Raw genomic sequence first — 16354 nt, 5'->3', positions numbered from 1 at the left:
CGGCGAAACCGCTCCCGTGCAGCCGGGCAACAGGCTTCAGTTCGTGCGGATAGAGAGCTTGCGGGCAGAGGCCGCTTTGCCGATGATCGCCCCCGCATCCGCCGGAGACGCCGATGAAACCGATCCTGGTCCTGAACGGCCCCAACCTCAATATCCTCGGCCAGCGCCAGCCCGAGGTCTATGGCTTCGACACGCTCGCCGATGTCGAGGCGCTCTGCGCGCGCACGGCCGAGGCGCTTGGTCACAAGGCCGTCTGCCGCCAGTCGAACCGCGAATATGAGCTGATCGACTGGATCCACGAGGCGCGCCAGACCGCCGCCGCCATCGTCATCAACCCCGGCGCCTTCAGCCATACGTCGATCGCCATTCTCGACGCGCTCAACGCCTTCGACGGCCCGGTGATCGAGGTCCACATTTCCAACATCCACCGCCGCGAAAGCTTCCGCCATCATTCATATGTCTCGGCCCGCGCCGAAGCGGTCATCGCCGGGGCGGGCATCCAGGGATACGAATTCGCCATCCTTCGTGCGGCGCACCTTCTCGCAGGCTGACCGGCCGGATTTCGATACGAAATCCGGTCCGAAATCTTTCAAAGATTTCGGCGCCCGGCCCCGGCGGTCAGAGCCAGTTCTTCCAGCGGAAGAACAGATAGGTGGCGACCGCCGACAGTGCCATGAGTAGGATCGACAGCGCGAAGGACCAGGGCGCGGCGGCAACACCGGGCAGCGTCGCGAAATTCATGCCATAGGCCGAGGCGATCAGCGTCGGCGGCAGGAAAAGTGCCGCCACCACCGACAGGATCCGCACCGTCATGTTCTGGGCAAGGTTGACCATGCCAAGCGTCGCATCCATCGCCTGCGAGAGCCGCCCCGACAGGAAATCGGCATGGACCTGCAAAGCCTGCAGATCGCGGAGCCGCGCCTTGGCATGGGCGCGCAAGGCCTTCGCCTCGGGCCGCTCCTCCAGCGCCTGACCGAAATAAGCGACCGCGCGTTCGAGCGTCATCAGCCCAAGCGTCACGCGGCTCAGGATTTCGCCCTGCGCGGCGATGGTCACAAGGGCCGACTGCAGAACCGCGGGCTTCTGCGTCGCATCACCGCTGAAAACCTCGCGCGAGGTCTGGTCGAGCGTCCGGCCAACGCCTTCCAGATGGTCGGCCTGGCGCCCGAGAATTTCCTCGGTGAGGCCAAGGAACAGATGTTCGCCGCTCGCGCAACCCGCCGAACTGCGCCCGGCGCGGGTCGGAAAGGTCTCGAACGGGCGCGGCGCGTGATGACGCACGGTGATCAGCCGGCCATGACCACAGATGAAGGTAACCGGCATGCTCGCCTGCCCCATCGCCTCGGTCTGGCCGGGCAGAAGCGCGGTCATGAGTTCATACCCCTGATCGCGGTAGAGGCGGTTCGAGATCTCTATCTCTTCCATATCCTGCAGCGAGGGCACGGAAATGCCCAGGCGCTCGACCAGGGCCACCTCGTCCCCGGTCGGCCGCAGAAGGTCGATCCACAGCGCCTGCCCGGGCGGCGCATCCCCCGGCATCTGGGTCAGGCCGGGGCCGGAGGCGACGAAGAGCTGGATCATGGCGAAGGTCCGATCTGTTCTCGACTTCTCTAGTCTGCCCGGGACATGATAACCAGGAAGCGAACGAAAGCCATGACTTGAGCAGGCCGACGGAAACGGATATATTGTACATATGTACGAAACCCGGATGAACGAACTGACCCCCGGCCCCGAGGAAGCGCGCGCCTTCCGGACGGCTCTGGGGCGCTATGCGACCGGGGTCACGGTGGTGACGGCCATGGGTGCTGACGGCCCGGTCGGCATGACGGCGAACAGTTTCACCGCGCTCTCGCTCGACCCGCCGCTCGTGCTCTGGTGTCCCGCCCGCCGCTCCGCACGCTTCGCCGCCCTGACCGCGGCGCGGCATTTCGCCATCCATGTGCTCGCCCATGACCAGCTCGATCTCGGCCTCGCTTTCGCCCGTGCGGGCGACGCTTTCACCGGCCCGCAGGAGGGCATGACCCCCGAAGGCGCCCCGGCGCTTCAGGGCGTTTTGGCGCGGTTCGACTGCGCCGCGCATGCGCTCCATGATGGCGGCGATCATGCGATCCTCGTGGGCCGCGTCCTGCGCGCAAGCTTCCGCGACGGCGCGCCGCTACTCTTCTGGGGCGGGCTTTACGGCGATTTCCTCAAGCATGATTGAGCCTTGCCGACGCGCGCTTGGCCCCGGGCCACGATCGCCACGCTGGAAATCCGCGCGATTCATGCTTATGTAGCCCCGTCTCGCAACGCGCTATCGCAGGTGGACCAGACAATGATGACCGCTGAGGCAACCGCAGGCTGCCAACCCGCCGCCGCAGACATGAGCGGGCAGATGGCGGCACGGGCCGACGAGGCCGCGGCCTTCCTCAAGGCGCTGTCGCATGGCGGGCGGCTGATGATCCTCTGCCATCTCGTCGGCGGCGAAAAATCGGTGACCGAGCTTGAGGCGCTCCTTGGCAGCCGCCAGGCCGCGGTCAGCCAGCAACTCGCGCGGCTTCGCCTGGAAGGGCTGGTCCATACCCGCCGCGAGGGCAAGGCGATCTTCTATTCGCTCGCCGACCCGCGCTCGGCCCGGCTCGTTACGCTTGTTCACGAGATGTTTTGCAGCGGTGCTTAAGCTGCTGCAAAATCTGCCCTGCGGACCACAAACTGTCCCAAAATGCGACATGATTGGCCGCTAGGCTGATCGGAGCCGACATCGTAAGGAGTGACCATTGTCCGATCTGTCCAAGACCCCCGCCCCGGAACGGAAGGTCGTGAACCGCAGCCGCGCAGGTACCGGTGTCCTGAACTTTCAGACCACGTCGCGCCATGGCACCGAATTCCGCACCTGGTTCCGGGGCGAACATACCAACTACAACCCCGATGTCGCCCGCATGTTCGACATTGGCGCTGCGGCGAAATACGTGCTGCACGGCTGGGCCCCCAAGGAACCGATGATCCGGCCCGACACCCAGATCACCGCCTTCGGCAGCTGCTTTGCCGCCAATATCTCCAACTGGCTGTCGAAGCGCCGCTTCCGCGTCCTGACCCGCGAAGAGGAGGCCAAGAAAGCCTATGTCGTCGCTTGCGGCGAAGGGATGGTCAACAGCTTCGTCATCCGCCAGCAGTTCGAATGGGCCTGGGAAGGCAAGACCTTCGACGGCGCCCTCTGGCACGGTTACAAGGCCGAGGAATATGGCTATGACCCCGAGGTCCAGGCCGAGACGCGGCGCATCTTCGACGAGACGGATGTCTTCATCCTGACCTTCGGCCTGTCCGAGGTCTGGTATGACGAACCGACGGGCAATGTCTTCTGGCGGACGATCCCCAAGGATGCCTACGATCCCTCGCGCCACAAGTTCCGCGTCTCGACGGTGGACGAGAACCGCGACAACCTGCGCGCCATCTACCAGATGATCCGCAAACATCGGCCAGATGCGAAGATCCTCTTCACCCTCTCGCCGATCCCGCTGATCGCCACCTTCCGCGACGTGTCCTGCCTGACGGCCAACTCGGTCTCGAAATCGGTCCTGCGCGTCGCCATCGACGAGGTGGTGCGCGAGTTCCGCGACGAGGGCGTCCTGCACTACTGGCCGTCGTACGAGCTGGTGACCGACGTGTTCGCGAGCCCCTTCAAGCCCGACCGCCGCCATCCCCGAGACGAAGTGCTCGACTATATCATGACGCTCTTCGAACATGCCTGGTGCGAGGAGGGAACGCTGCGCAAGCCCTCGCTGACGCTTGCCTGGGCCAGGGCGCTTGCCGCGTCCGAACGTCTGCCGCCCGCGATTGCCGAGGCCGTCACCAGCGGGCGACGGCGCCGCCTGCGCCTGTTCGCGGCCGGGGAGAAGCCGTTGGCGCCCGACGCAGCGGTCGACAAGGCGCTGCGCAAACTCTGCACGGTTGTGCATGATGCGATGGCCGCCGAACCGGCCCAGACCGACGCCCAGACCGACGCCCAGACCGACACCGACGCGGAGCCGGGCGAGGAAATCTGAGCGGCTGCAACCTCGCGGGCGCCGGATTTCGTCACGAAATCCGGGCCGGAACCTTTCAAAGGTTCCGGCTCGATATCTTACAGAAGATATCGAGCAGCGCGTGGGACGATGCGCTCAGCGACCCGTCAGATCGTCCAGAAGCGCCTTCAGAAGCCTTTCACACCGCACAAGCTGACCGGCCTCGACATATTCGTCGGGCCTGTGGCCCTGCGCCATGTCACCAGGTCCGCAGACCAGTGTCGGGATGCCCAGAGCGTGGAAGAAACCCGCTTCCGTGCCATAGGCGACCTTGATCAGCCGCGCGTCCGGCAGCCGGGCGCGCAGCACTGATACCGCCTCGCCGCCCGCATCGGCGCCGAGGCCGGGATAGGCAGTGACCAGCTCCACCTCGACCCGCGCGGCCGGGTCATGCGCGGCGGCGGCCAGTGCCTGACCCGCCGCCCTCAGGCGGGCGAGACTGTCGGCCGGATCATCGGCGGCGAGATGACGGATCTCGAACTCGATCTCGGCGAGGTCAGGCACGATGTTCAGCGCCCGCCCACCCCGCATGAGGCCCGCATGCACCGTCGAACAGGCAATGTCATACCCTTCGTCCCGCGCGCCCTCGGCTTCCAGCCGCGCCTGCTCGGCCCGCATCGCGCCGATCATGTCGGCCGCCAGATGCAGCGCATTCACATGGCGCGGCGCCAGGGCCGAATGGCCGGCCGTGCCGTGACAGCGCACAAGGCCGCTGACCTTGCCCTTGTGGCCGGTCGCGATGTCGAGCCGCGTGGGCTCTCCCACAAGGCACAGCGCCGGGCGCCCGCAGAAGGCCCGCACATGCGGGATCATCGCGGGAATGCCCCGGCAACCCACCTCCTCGTCATAGGAGAGCGACAGGAGGAAGGGCCGCGCCAGCGGCCCGGCGGCCGCGTCAGCGGCCAGGGCGAGCGCTGCGGCCAGAAAGCCCTTCATGTCCGCCGTGCCGCGCCCGTAATAGCGCCCGTCCCGCGCGCTCAACCGGAACGGATCGCTCGCCCACACCTGCCCCTCGACCGGCACGACATCCATATGCGCCGACAGAAGAAGCCCGCCGTCCAGGCGCGGACCAATTCGCGCCAGAAGCCCGCATTTCTCGCCCGTCGCATCCGGCAGCCTCAGGACCTCGAACCCCGCCGAACCAAGGTACTCTGCGATCCAACCGGCAATATCGCGGTTCGAGCGCGACGAGACGCTCGGGAAGGCCACCAGCCTCTCGAGGATCTCAACGGTCTGCACCGGCGCCTCCCCCTGCTCCGAGCCCCGGCGCCGTCTCCGGCGTGATCGCGGCGCGGGCATGATCGACGAAGGCCCTGACCGTCAGCGACAGGCCCGCCCCCTCGGCCAGCGCAAGGCCAAGCCAGAGCGGCCGGACCCGACCGGCAAGCGGCACATGGGCCAGCCGCCGCCCGTCGGGGGCAAGATCGCTCTCTGGCCGGATATTGGCGATCGAATAGCCAAAGCCATTGGCCACCATCGACCGCATCACCCCCATGTCGCGGGTCCGCTCGGCGATCTGGGGCCGCAGCCCCTGCGCGGTGAAGAGCGACAGGAAGTAATCGCCTGACAGGGGCAGATCGAGCAGAACCATCGGATGGGGCGCGAGATCGGCGAGCGCGACTTCGGCCTGCGCCGCCAAGGGATGATCCGCCGCCAGCAGCGCATAAGGCTCAAGGCTCGCCAGCGGCACGAAACGGATATCACCGGGAATATCAAGGTCATAGGTCAGGGCGACGTCCAGTTCCGCACTGCGCAGGCCGTCGAAAATCTCGGCCTGATTGCGCTCATACTGGCGGAATTCGACCGCCGCATGGGCATCGCAGAAGCTGCGGCGGATCTGCGGCAACACCACCTGCGCGAAGGTCAGGAGGCAGCCGACCGACAGGGGCCCGCCCACCCTTTGCGCGATGTCGCCCGCGAGCGTCACCAGACCGCCCGCCTCGGCCAGCACCTTCCGCGCCTGATCGACCAGTTGCCGCCCGCCCGGCGTCAAGGACAGGCCCTGTGCATGGCGGCGGGTGAAGAGCGCCAGTCCAAACTCCGCCTCGATCTGCGAGATCGCGACCGAGATCGAGGGGGAAGAGACATGCAACCGCTCGGCGGCGGCGGCGATCGAGCCGGTCTCGCCCACGGTCACGAGATATTCAAGCTGGCGCAGGGTGAACCGAAGCGACGTCGCCTCCCATTTGGCTTAGGCCGAAGCTAACAAGCAAAGCCTCATCGCGCCAGCGCCGCTATTCGTCGCCCGGAACGCCGTAAGACGGCGCCACGGTCGGATCGAGCGCGCGCTGGATGTATGCCGCCATCTGCGGCTGGTAGACCTCCCACGCCAAGGAAAGCGCCGCGATCGGATCGTCATGCCAGTCGATCCTCAGATCGGCGATCGGCCAGTCCGGCGCACCCACGATCTTCAGCCCCGCCGACCGCACCGGCCCGGCCTCGCCCCCGGCCGCAAGACCCGCCGTCAGCGCCGCCATCAGCCGATCGCCGAAGCTCCCCCTCGCCGCCTCGAAGGCCGCCACCATCAGGCCCGGAATATCGGCGCGCGCCAAAAGGTTTCCCGCCGCCGCGCAATGCTCGCCCACGGCCTCGCCCCAAAGCCCCAGAACCTGATCGCCGGACCAGATCGCCGGACCTCCCGTCTGCCCGCCCGTCTGCCCGACCGCCATCAGCTGACGGTAGCCGACATGGGCACGACCGGTCACCACATCGGTGATCGCCTGCGCCGCGCCGAGGCCCTTGGCCAGCCGGTCAAGCACCAGCGGCCCGAGGCCGGGATCGGTGACATTCTGCGAAGCAACCGCGCCAACCCCCGCGCGCAGATGCACGCAGCGGGCGGCAACGGCGGGCGAGGAGGAGGAAATTACCATGCCGAACTGGCCGGTCCCCGGATCGCGGGCGATGAGAGAGAAGGTCATCGCTGTGCCCTCGGCCCGCGCGCCGGGGGCTGCCTGCCCCCGGACCCCCGGGGATATTTGCAAACGAAAGTGGAAGCGAAGCGGATCATCGGCCTCAGTCCGGGATCACGGCGGTACCGTCGATCTCGACCAGCCAGTCGGGGCGGGCCAGCGCCGAGACGACGAGCCCGGTCGAGACCGGATGCACGCCCTTTATGTACTCGCCCATCGTCCGGTAGACCGCCTCGCGGTGGCGGACGTCGGTGATATAGACGACGACCTTGACCAGATGCTCCATCCCGCCACCGCATTCCTCCAGCAGTTGGCGGATATTCTGCATCACCTTGTGGGTCTGCTCGACCGGATCGTGGCTGCCGATGTTCTTCGCGCTGTCAAGCTCCTGCGGGCACTGGCCGCGCAGCCAGACGGTGCGCCCGCCCCGCGTGACCACGGCCTGGGCGAGGTCATTGTCGAGCTTCTGTTCGGGATAGGTGTCGCGGGTGTTGAACTTGCGGTGTCTGTAATGCGCCACTTGGGCCTCCGGGTCGGGTTCGGGTTCGGGTTCGGGTGAGGATGGCATGGGTCGGGCCTGCCGGAAAGCCGGGCGTCAGCTTTCGCCCGGGCGCCTTTCGGCATGGCCTTGATAGGCGCCGTAGACCCGCCGCGTGACGATATGTTCGGCCACATGGCGCGCATCGTGCCAGACGCCCCAGATGAAGCTCGACCCGCGCCGCGATTGCCAGGGCAGGCCGAGGAAATAGATGCCCGCCTCCGACGAGACGCCGCGCTGATGGCGGGGCTTGCCCCTGTCGTCGAAGGCATCGACCTTGAGCCAGCCGTAATCGAGCGCGAAGCCGGTGGCCCAGATCACGGTCGTGATCCCTTCGGCCGCGAGGTCCAGCGCGCGGATCGGCCGGGTCAGGCAGTCGGGGTCGGGGCCGATCCGGCGCGCTTCGGGCTCCTGAGGGAAATCAAGGCCATTGCGCGCGATATAGGCGTCGGCCTCGTCGAGAACCGAGAGATAGTCGGCATCGCCCCCGGCGATATTCGCGGCCAGGTCGCCCGCGCAGCTCAGCCTGCCATCGCGCCAGCCTTCGGTCCGGCCGAGAAGCACCATGCCGCGCGCGGCGAAGCGGCGGAAATCGACCGTCTCGCCGCCGCCCGCGCCGCTGACGGCGATCGTCACATGTTCGGTCCCCGGCTGCGGCGCGGGAATGTCCCATTTGCCCAGAACCCCCAGCCACCAGACAAAGTCGCGCCCCCGATAGCGGCGCGGCGGGCGCCCGTGCGGGCCGACCGACAGGAAGGTTCGCCGCCCAGAGGCCAGCAGTTCATCGGCGATCTGCGCGCCGGACGATCCAGCGCCGACCACAAGGACCGCGCCCTCCGGCAAAGCGCCGGGGTTGCGGTAGGCGGTGGAGTGGATCTGCGTGAGGCCCGGCATGGCCGGAATGATCGCGGGCAGGACGGGGCGCTGAAACGGTCCGGTCGCCGCGATCACGTTCAGGGCCTCGATCCGGCCCTGTGACGTCTCGACCGTGAAGCCCGCGCGCCCCTCGTTGCGCCTGACCGACAGCACCTCCACGCCGGTACGCAGCGGCGCGCCGATCTTTTCGGCATAGGCGACGAAATAATCCGCCACCCGTTCCTTGCCCGGAAAGGCGTCCGGGTGCAGCCCGTCGAACATCAGCCCCGGGAACCGGTCATGCCAGGCCGGGCCGTTCGCCACGAGCGAATCCCAACGCTCCGACCGCCAGCGCTCGGCAATCCGGTGCCGCTCCAAGACCAGATGCGGCACCCCCGCGCGGCCCAGATGCTCGCTGGCCGCAATCCCCGCCTGCCCGCCGCCGACGACGAGCACCTCGGTCTTCTCCACCGTCATGGCAGGTCCCTTCCCGCGCCGATGTCAGGTCGCCTGTGCCGGAACCCGGCTGGCGATATATTGGGCGAACTCGAAATTCGGCCGTTCCAGATGGCTGAGCGGCCCCGGTGCGCCAAGGTCCGAACATAGCCCGCGATAGACCTTCTCGGTGCAGCCCTTGTCCTCGTCATTGACGTCGGCAAGAAGCGCCCGCAGCGCGGCGATGTGATCGCCCGAGGAGGGATCGGCGATCCAGTCGGCCGACATGCCGCCGCCATAGAGCACATTCACATGGCCCGGCCCGTCCGGCGTCAGCGACAGATACCAGAAATAGCCCGGCGTCAGCGTGATGAGAAGCGAGGGATAGATCGACAGAAGCCAGGTGATCCGGCGCTGATCGCCCGTCAGGGTCGTGTTGGACGGGTGAGCAAGCGACAAAGGGATCGTGTCATTCTTGACGATCCAGTGATAGTTGAAGCTTGCAAAACCCTCGGGGCAGGTCATCTGGTTCAGATCGACCGATCCGCCGATCGTGCCTTCGTGACAGACCGGCAAATGGTAGCTTTCCATGAAATTCTCGGCCAAAACCTTCCAGTTGGTGGCCCAGCGGAACTGTTCCTGAAAGGTCTCGACGTAAGAGGACATGTCGAGATAGCCGACGAGGCTTTCGACATCCTTCAACGTCTCCTGCGGGCTGGGCAGGTCGGGGTTCAGCGTCACCATGATCCAGCCGAGCCAGACCTCGCAGCGCACGCTCGGCAAAGTGATCTGATCCTTGCAGAAGGCCTCGTTCCGGCCCATCGCGGGTGCCCCCCGCAAGGAGCCGTCCAGATTGTAGGTCCAGGCGTGATAGGGGCAGACGATCGAGCGCACATTGCCCCGCCCCTCCAGCAGCGTGGACATCCGGTGGCGGCAGACGTTCGACATGGCGCGGATCTCTCCCGCCCGGTCGCGCAGGACGATGACCGGTTCGCCCGCGATCTCCATCGTCAGATAGTCGCCCGGGTTGGGCAGCGTCTCGGCCCGGCCCGCGCACAGCCATTCGCGGCCGAAGATATGTTTCTGTTCCAGTGCGAGGAAGGCGGGCGAGGTATAGACCGACTTGGGCATCGCCCGCGCGCTTTCGAACGGGACCGAGACATTGGCATGCAGTTCCGCCGCCGGGCTCAGCATCTCGTGTCGTGTCATGCGCTTCTCCCTTGCCGGTGCGGGACGCACCTCAGCCCAAGGCGGCGTCTTCCGCGCCGACCCTTGCCTTTGCCCCGTGATGACGCAGAGTTGGATCAGAGAAAAGTAAACTCTGAAAGACCAACGGTTAGATACTGCCTAACTCAGGCCGGGCGGACCTGCCCGGCCTTCGCTGCCGCCCGCGCGGTCTGCAGCGTGAAGGCCAGGGCCCACATTGCGATGATGCCACCGGCGATCAGCCCGGCATCGAGCCAGAGGCTTTCCGGGGACACCTCCTTCACCGCCCGCGCGGCGAAGGACAGGATCGTGCCGAAGGCAAAGACCGGCAGCGCGATCCGGCCCATCAGCGCCAAGGGCTCCAGCCAGCGGCTGTTGCAGAGGCTCCGCACCCAGCCAAGCGCGCCAAGAAGATAGACCAGCGCGAAGGCATGCAGAAGCCGCGGCAGCGACAGATAGGTCTTGTCGAAATCCGCCAGCGACCGCGGCAGCCCAAGGTCGAGCAGGAACCGCACGATCTTGGCGCCGACCGCGCCGCCGCCCGGCAGTTTCATCCACAGGATCGCCCCCAGAAGCACCGCCACCGCAAGACCGATCAGAACCGGATGGCGCGGCACGAAACGCTCGCCGCGTCTCAGCGCCAGCCCCGTCATAAGCCCCGCGACGAAGAGCAGTTGCCACGACAGCGGATTGAGGAACCAGCCCCCGCGATTGGGAAAGTTCGGCAGATCGACATAGAAGAAGCCGCACAGGGCCCAGACGCCGAGCGCCCCCGCAAAGGTCGCCCATGGCGCGCGGAGGCCTGCCATGATCATCGCCGGACCGGTCAGCAGCAAGACCGCATACATCGGCAGGATATTCACATAGCCCAGTTGATGGCTCATCAGCGGCAGCCCGACCAGAACGCCCAAGGGGTCGCGCGCGAAGACTTGAATATTGTCCTTGAAGAACAGGGTGCTGTCGCCGCCGAACCGCCAGGCGGCAGCGGCGATCGCGATGGCCCAGAAGGTCACGAGAAGATGGACGAGATAGAGCGTCCAGGCCCGCCCCCACATCCGCGAAATGCCGGGCCAGAGCCGCGCGGCACCATCGAACCCGCTCGCATAGGCCAGCGCCGCCGAACAGCCGGAGATGAAGACGAAGGCCTCCGCCGCATCGGAAAAGCCGAAATTGCGGCTGGTGAGCCCTTCGAACATCGTACCCGGCACATGGTTGATGAAGATCATCACCAGACAGAGGCCACGGAATACATCCAGCCTGCGGTCACGCGGCTTCTTTACCTGCGGTTTGGGCGCAAGGCGGACGATACGGTCCTCGGCCGGGGCGGCATCGCCCGGCTCGATACGGGCAAGTGCGTCAGCCACGGGCAAGCTCCGGTTCGGGAAGGGATTTGACCTCGGCCGGCGCGACCGCCACCGGCTGCCAGCCCGCCAGTACCCGGTCATGCAGCGTCAGGATCGCGGGCACCGCCAGCTCTTCGGGCGTGGTGAAGAGCCGCGCGCGCCCGACGGCGGGCCGCGCGGCGCGCGAGGTCAGGGATATCGCGACCGGCGCCAGAAGCATCGGCACCGCGACCGGCAGAAGCCAGACAAGGATCTGCGTGGTCAGGAAGTAGCCGATGGTCAGGCAGGCCGCCCCCGCCAGCACGATGAACCGGCTTGCCGCCCAGGCCTCAGCAAGGCTCAGACGCGCGTCACCCCGCAGGTTCGCAGGCCAGCCGCCGTCACGCCCCATCAGCACCTGCCAGACCGAGCGGGTCTGATAGGCCATCAGGATCGGCGCAAGGAAGCTGAGCAGCAGGAAATCCGCCAGAACCGATTTCAGCGCGTTCCATGTCCCGCCGAACCCCTTGGTCCGCCCGGCGATCAGCGCCTCGAGCGTGGTCAACAGCTTCGGCATCATCAAGAGTCCGAAGATGCCGATGGCAAGGCCGATCGCCTTGGCCGTCTCGTCGCTTGGAAAGACCGGGAAGAACTGGTGGGGGTCGGGGAAATAGTTGGGCGGCGGCTGGGTGACGTGATCGACCACGACCGAAATCAGGAACCCCGCCCAGAGGACCGGCGCGATATAGGCAAAGACGCCCTGCAGGAAGACAAACCGGCTCCAGGCCTTCAGCCCCGGCGCGCCGATGATCCTGAGGTGCTGCAGGTTGCCCTGGCACCAGCGCCGGTCACGCTTGGCATGTTCGACCACGCTTTCCGGCGCCTCCTCATACGACCCCCTGATGTCGATATCGAGCCGCACCTTCCACCCCGCCCGCGCCAGAAGGGCTGCCTCGACATAATCGTGGCTGAGGATATGGCCGCCGAAAGGCGGCGGGCCTGACAGGACCGGCAGGCCGCAGGCGGCGGCAAAGGCCTCGACCCGCACCATGGCATTATGTCCCCAGAAGGGCCCCGTGCGCCCCTGCAACCGCGCGAGGCCGCGCGAGAAGACCGGCGAGAAGAAGGCGGCCGCGAACTGCATCACCCGGCCGAAGATCGACTGCGCCCTGACCACCACCGGCAGCGTCTGCAACAAGCCAAGCGACGGGTCCGCCTCCATCCGCCGGATCATCTCGACGATTGCGTCGCCCTCCATAAGGCTGTCGGCATCGAGGATCAGCGCGAGGTCATAGGCCCCGCCCGAGCGGGCGAAGAAATCCTCGATATTGCCAGCCTTGCGCCCGGTGTTCTGGCTGCGGCGACGGTAGAAAAGCCGCCCCGCCCCGCCGGTATCGGCCATCAGCCGGGCGAACCAGCGCTCCTCGGCCGCCGCGATGCCCGGATCGCGGCTGTCCGACAGGATGGCGAAATGCACCGGAACCGCCGTCGCCGCGCTGACCGAGCGGTACATGGCGGCCACCCGCGCGAAGGTCACCACCGGGTCTTCGTTGCAGACCGGCACGATGACCACGGTACGCGACGCAATCGGCCCCTCGTGGCGTGGCGCGCGGAAGCGCGAGGGCTTCAGCCCGATCAGCCCCAGACAGGCGCCCCATGCAAGCCAGCTGGTCGAAAAGCACAAGAGCAGCGCGCTGAAGACCGCCATCGGCGTCAGCCCGTCAGCCGCCGCATACTGGATGAAGATCGCCGCCGCCCCCGCCCCGGTTGCAAGCGCCAGCAAAACGGCGACGGCGCGTACCAGAAGTACGCGCCGTTGAAGGCTCTCCTCGCTCTGGCGGGGCCGGGCCATGGATCAGGTCCGCGCCGCCCCGGGCCCGGCGGTCAGCATGGCGATCCAGGCCTGAAGCCGCCCCTGCGGCCGCTCAAGCACCTGCGTCGGCATGACCCTCGGCGCCTCGGGCAAACGCCCGAGTTCAAGCGCCTGCGCAACCCTTTCTGCCGCCGTGGCCTGATCGTCGAACATGCTCTGGCGCATCATGATTTCACCCACTGGAACATCCAGATTTCCGTTAGCTTCCTGCCATAACCCGCGACATGGGCTGACAATTCCGCGACAGCGCCTGTGTCGGAGGCGACGTCGAACACCAGCCGCCAGATGTCGGTTCCGTCGATCCGGTGCAGCGTGACATTCTCGGCCTTGCCGTTCGTCACCGTCACCACCGGCCTGATCTCCGCGTCGTCGGGCGGCAGACGGCTCAGCATGCCGCCCCGGAAATCCACGACGAACTTGCGCGTGTCGGGCGGATTGTCGTTGCCAGCCGCCCCACCGACGCCGCCGCGCGTCTCCAGGACCCGCGCCCGGTCGTCCATCGCAGGCCCGTCAAGCCGCCCCCAATGCATCCGGTAGGCGATCTCCAGCGACGACCCGGCGGCGGGCTTCTGGTCCGGCACCCAGTAGGCGACGATATTGTCATGCACTTCAAGCGCCGACGGGATCTCGACCAGCCGCACCCGGCCCGCGCCCCAATCGCCCAAAGGCTCGATATCGACCGAGGGGCGCCGCTCGTAATGCGCCTCGGCATCCTGATAGGCGTCGAAATCGCGCCCGCGCTGATGCAGACCGAACCGGCGCGGCCGCGTCTCGGCGAAATAGGACGAGGCGAGCGTGAGCGGATTGTTCAGCGCCCGCCAGATCACGTCGCCATCGGCCCGCTCGATCCTCAGCCCGTTGCTGTCATGGACCTGCGGGCGGTAATCGTCGAACCGCGCGCGGTTGACCTCGCCATAGAGGAACATCGAAGTCAGCGGCGCGATGCCCAGTTCCGTGACCTCGCTGCGGAAGAACAGCCGCGCGGTCACGTCAACCACTGTCTCGACGCCGGGCGTGATCACGAACCGGTAGGCCCCGGTCACGCTCGCACTGTCGAGTGCTGCATAGACCGTCACCACCTGCGTCCCGGGCGCGGGTTTTTCCAGCCAGAAGCCGGTGAAGCGCGGGAATTCCTCGGCCTTCGACAGGCCGGTGTCGATCGCCAGCCCGCGCGACGACAGGCCATAGGCATTGCCCTGCCCCAGCACGCGGAAATAGCTGGCCCCCACGAACGATATCACCTCGTCGAAAAGATCGCCCCGGTTGATCGGATGGTTGAGCTTGAAGCCCGCAACCCCCGGCAGGGTGAAATTCTCCGGCACCTCGGCCTTGAGGGCACCGCGATATTCGAAATCGGCGGTGGTGAATCCCATCTCAACCGCCTGAGCGTCGATTACCTCGTAGATCGTCACCGGTTCCTTGAACAGCCAGCCGACATGGAACGGCAGCACCCGCCAGAGGCTCTCCTTCTCGGCCCAGCGCGCGCGCTTCGGCCAGAACTGGATCAGCTGGTACTTGTCGTAATCGAGCCCGGCGAGGAAATCCGACAAGGGCGCGGGCACCGGATCCTCGCCCGCCGCGCGGGCCCGCGCCGCCTCGGTCAGGCTGTCAAAGCTGAAGGGCGCCCCCACAGGCGGCGCAGCGGCCGGATCGACCGCCGGGACCGGTGTTTCCTGTGCCGCAAGGCAGGTCGGCAGGCCGGTCGTGGCGAGAAACAGCCCGAGGCTGCCGCCCCGCACCAGGAAGCTCCGCCGCGCCGGGTCGGGAAAGGTCTTGTGGGTTCTGTCGGTCATGTCGCAGCGGAATCCAGTCGGCAGGTCAATCTCACAACGTCCGGGCGATATCCAGACGCGGGCCATGCCGGCGGCGCATATCCGCCATTCCGGTATTCTTGTAAAGATGCCGGTCGGTTAGATGGCACTACCTTTGGCGCATTGGTCGCGCAACGGCGCTTTTTTGGGCAGCCATGCGGAAAGATCGGCAAAGCACCGCCGATCGCGCGCCGGCGAAAGGGTCAGACCCGCCGCTCCTGCCGATCGCCCGGGTCGGGCCCGGGTCGGGCCCCGGGGCTTGGCAATCCCCGGATTGAGCCTTCATTAGCGACAATCGCTATCTCTTTATCAGATTGTTCAACAGAAGCCCTTACATTTTGTTTTGACAAAGCTATATACCTACCAATTCTTGAATCTTCCCCGACGTCAGCGGAGGGGGCAATTTGACAGGTGGCATTATGGCTGCGCCCGGCTACGACGACCCGACGGAGAGTCTTACGCGCCGTTTTGCGCCCCGGGATTACGTTCTCGCGCTGGAATGGACGATAGCGCCCGGATGCGACGCGGATCGTCAGAAATACATCTTCCTTGCCGATTTCGACCTGCAGGTTGAAATCCTGCGCGGCTTTGCCGCATCGGCCGGGCCGGAACGCCGCGCCCCGCACCTCCGCCGGGGCTGATCAGCCGCGGCAGATCACGGGCCGAAGCACCTCGACCAAGACAGGCACAACCCCCGCGCGCATCGCCGCCCCGGTCGGGTGCAGCCCGTCGGGAATCATCTCCGCCTGGGTCTCTTCCCCAAGGCTGCGCCAGAACGGGTCGGTGTCGATCAACCCTACCCCGGTCTCCTCGGCAAGATCGCGGTAGAGCGCGCGGTACCGCGCCTCGCCCGGCCGTTCCCAGCCATTCGCGCCAAAGGCCGGATTGAGCAGCGCAAGAAAGACCACCGCCCCCGCCTGCCGCGCGGCCGCGATCATGCGCAGATGCCGGGCGCGGCTGAGGACCAGCGGCACGCCCTGCCAAAGCGAGGCGTCATTGATCGAAAGCTCGATCACCACCACCCCCGGCGTGTCGGTGCGAAGCCGCTCCTCCAGCGCGCCTTCCGCCCAGCCGCTCGCCCCGCCCGCCCGCGCCAGCCGCTCGACCCGGACACCGGGCGCGCACAACGCCAGTTCGGCCTGCACCGCCTCAGGCCAGTCGCCGCGCGCGGTCAGGCTGGTGCCCAGAAGGAGGATGTGCCCGCCGACCGCCCCGCCCGGTTCCGGCGCCCGGTTGCCCTGAGCGCCGGTGGCGGGTCCACCGGTGACGGGCGCGCCAACCACCCCGTAAAGCCAGAGCGGCAGACAGAGCCCGAGCGTCAGGAAGAGCAAGATCGCGAACCGCATCGCCAGAGACTACCGCGCG

17 protein-coding genes are annotated in these 16354 nt (G+C 66.9%); 5 read left to right on the top strand and 12 right to left on the bottom strand.

The window, feature by feature from the left end:
- Positions 1-113 precede the first annotated feature (113 nt).
- Positions 114-551: a type II 3-dehydroquinate dehydratase gene (gene aroQ, locus P0645_RS00460; protein ID WP_284162576.1), complete on the top strand. Its 438-nt coding sequence runs from the start codon at positions 114-116 to the stop codon at positions 549-551.
- 67 nt (positions 552-618) lie between these two features.
- Here the strand turns inward: aroQ and P0645_RS00455 are convergent, their stop codons facing one another.
- A complete protein-coding gene (locus P0645_RS00455; RefSeq protein WP_284162575.1) occupies positions 619-1581 on the bottom strand; it encodes a CorA family divalent cation transporter in 963 nt (320 codons plus the stop codon).
- Between the two features lie 127 nt (positions 1582-1708).
- On the opposite strand from P0645_RS00455, the gene P0645_RS00450 reads away from it, so the two are divergent.
- The 3 genes from P0645_RS00450 (at position 1709) to P0645_RS00440 (ending at position 4022) form a co-directional block, all read left to right on the top strand.
- The gene (locus tag P0645_RS00450; RefSeq protein WP_284162574.1) at positions 1709-2203 is read left to right on the top strand and encodes a flavin reductase family protein; all 495 of its coding nucleotides are present in this window, start codon (positions 1709-1711) and stop codon (positions 2201-2203) included.
- 111 nt (positions 2204-2314) lie between these two features.
- A complete protein-coding gene (locus tag P0645_RS00445; RefSeq protein ID WP_284162573.1) occupies positions 2315-2659 on the top strand; it encodes an ArsR/SmtB family transcription factor in 345 nt (114 codons plus the stop codon).
- A gap of 97 nt (positions 2660-2756) precedes the next feature.
- The gene (locus tag P0645_RS00440; protein ID WP_284162572.1) at positions 2757-4022 is read left to right on the top strand and encodes a GSCFA domain-containing protein; all 1266 of its coding nucleotides are present in this window, start codon (positions 2757-2759) and stop codon (positions 4020-4022) included.
- Between the two features lie 114 nt (positions 4023-4136).
- Here P0645_RS00440 and argE read toward each other — a convergent pair whose 3' ends face one another.
- The 10 genes from argE to P0645_RS00390 form a co-directional block, all read right to left on the bottom strand.
- Positions 4137-5279, bottom strand: a complete 1143-nt coding sequence (argE, locus tag P0645_RS00435; protein WP_284162571.1) for an acetylornithine deacetylase — start codon at positions 5277-5279, stop codon at positions 4137-4139.
- Positions 5266-6198, bottom strand: coding sequence for a LysR family transcriptional regulator (locus P0645_RS00430; protein WP_284163352.1), 933 nt, complete (start codon positions 6196-6198; stop codon positions 5266-5268). The genes argE and P0645_RS00430 overlap by 14 nt, the downstream gene beginning before the upstream one ends.
- Positions 6199-6274: 76 nt before the next feature.
- The gene (locus P0645_RS00425; RefSeq protein ID WP_284162570.1) at positions 6275-6958 is read right to left on the bottom strand and encodes a DUF1028 domain-containing protein; all 684 of its coding nucleotides are present in this window, start codon (positions 6956-6958) and stop codon (positions 6275-6277) included.
- A 94-nt stretch (positions 6959-7052) separates the two neighbouring features.
- Positions 7053-7469, bottom strand: coding sequence for a RidA family protein (locus P0645_RS00420; protein WP_284162569.1), 417 nt, complete (start codon positions 7467-7469; stop codon positions 7053-7055).
- A gap of 75 nt (positions 7470-7544) precedes the next feature.
- The gene (locus tag P0645_RS00415) at positions 7545-8819 is read right to left on the bottom strand and encodes a flavin-containing monooxygenase (protein WP_284162568.1); all 1275 of its coding nucleotides are present in this window, start codon (positions 8817-8819) and stop codon (positions 7545-7547) included.
- Between the two features lie 24 nt (positions 8820-8843).
- A complete protein-coding gene (locus P0645_RS00410; RefSeq protein ID WP_284162567.1) occupies positions 8844-9986 on the bottom strand; it encodes an aromatic ring-hydroxylating oxygenase subunit alpha in 1143 nt (380 codons plus the stop codon).
- Positions 9987-10129: 143 nt separating this feature from the next.
- Positions 10130-11347, bottom strand: coding sequence for an OpgC family protein (locus P0645_RS00405; protein ID WP_284162566.1), 1218 nt, complete (start codon positions 11345-11347; stop codon positions 10130-10132).
- Positions 11340-13157 carry a glucans biosynthesis glucosyltransferase MdoH gene (gene mdoH / locus P0645_RS00400; protein ID WP_284162565.1) on the bottom strand — a complete coding sequence of 606 codons (1818 nt, stop codon included), beginning with the start codon at positions 13155-13157 and terminating at the stop codon, positions 11340-11342. The genes P0645_RS00405 and mdoH overlap by 8 nt, the downstream gene beginning before the upstream one ends.
- Positions 13158-13160: 3 nt before the next feature.
- Positions 13161-13346 carry a hypothetical protein gene (locus P0645_RS00395; protein ID WP_284162564.1) on the bottom strand — a complete coding sequence of 62 codons (186 nt, stop codon included), beginning with the start codon at positions 13344-13346 and terminating at the stop codon, positions 13161-13163.
- Positions 13343-14971, bottom strand: coding sequence for an OpgD/OpgG family glucan biosynthesis protein (locus P0645_RS00390; RefSeq protein WP_284162563.1), 1629 nt, complete (start codon positions 14969-14971; stop codon positions 13343-13345). Before P0645_RS00390 ends, P0645_RS00395 begins: the two co-directional genes overlap by 4 nt.
- A 437-nt stretch (positions 14972-15408) precedes the next feature.
- Between P0645_RS00390 and P0645_RS00385 the strand changes: the two genes are divergently transcribed.
- Positions 15409-15630 carry a hypothetical protein gene (locus tag P0645_RS00385; protein WP_284162562.1) on the top strand — a complete coding sequence of 74 codons (222 nt, stop codon included), beginning with the start codon at positions 15409-15411 and terminating at the stop codon, positions 15628-15630.
- Here the strand turns inward: P0645_RS00385 and P0645_RS00380 are convergent, their stop codons facing one another.
- Complete coding sequence (locus P0645_RS00380; protein WP_284162561.1) at positions 15631-16335, bottom strand: SGNH/GDSL hydrolase family protein; 705 nt, start codon at positions 16333-16335, stop codon at positions 15631-15633.
- Positions 16336-16354 lie beyond the last annotated feature (19 nt).

The organism is Frigidibacter sp. SD6-1 (assembly GCF_030143255.1).
Lineage (GTDB): Bacteria > Pseudomonadota > Alphaproteobacteria > Rhodobacterales > Rhodobacteraceae > TMP-24.
This window is presented reverse-complemented; position numbering and strand designations above follow the sequence as displayed.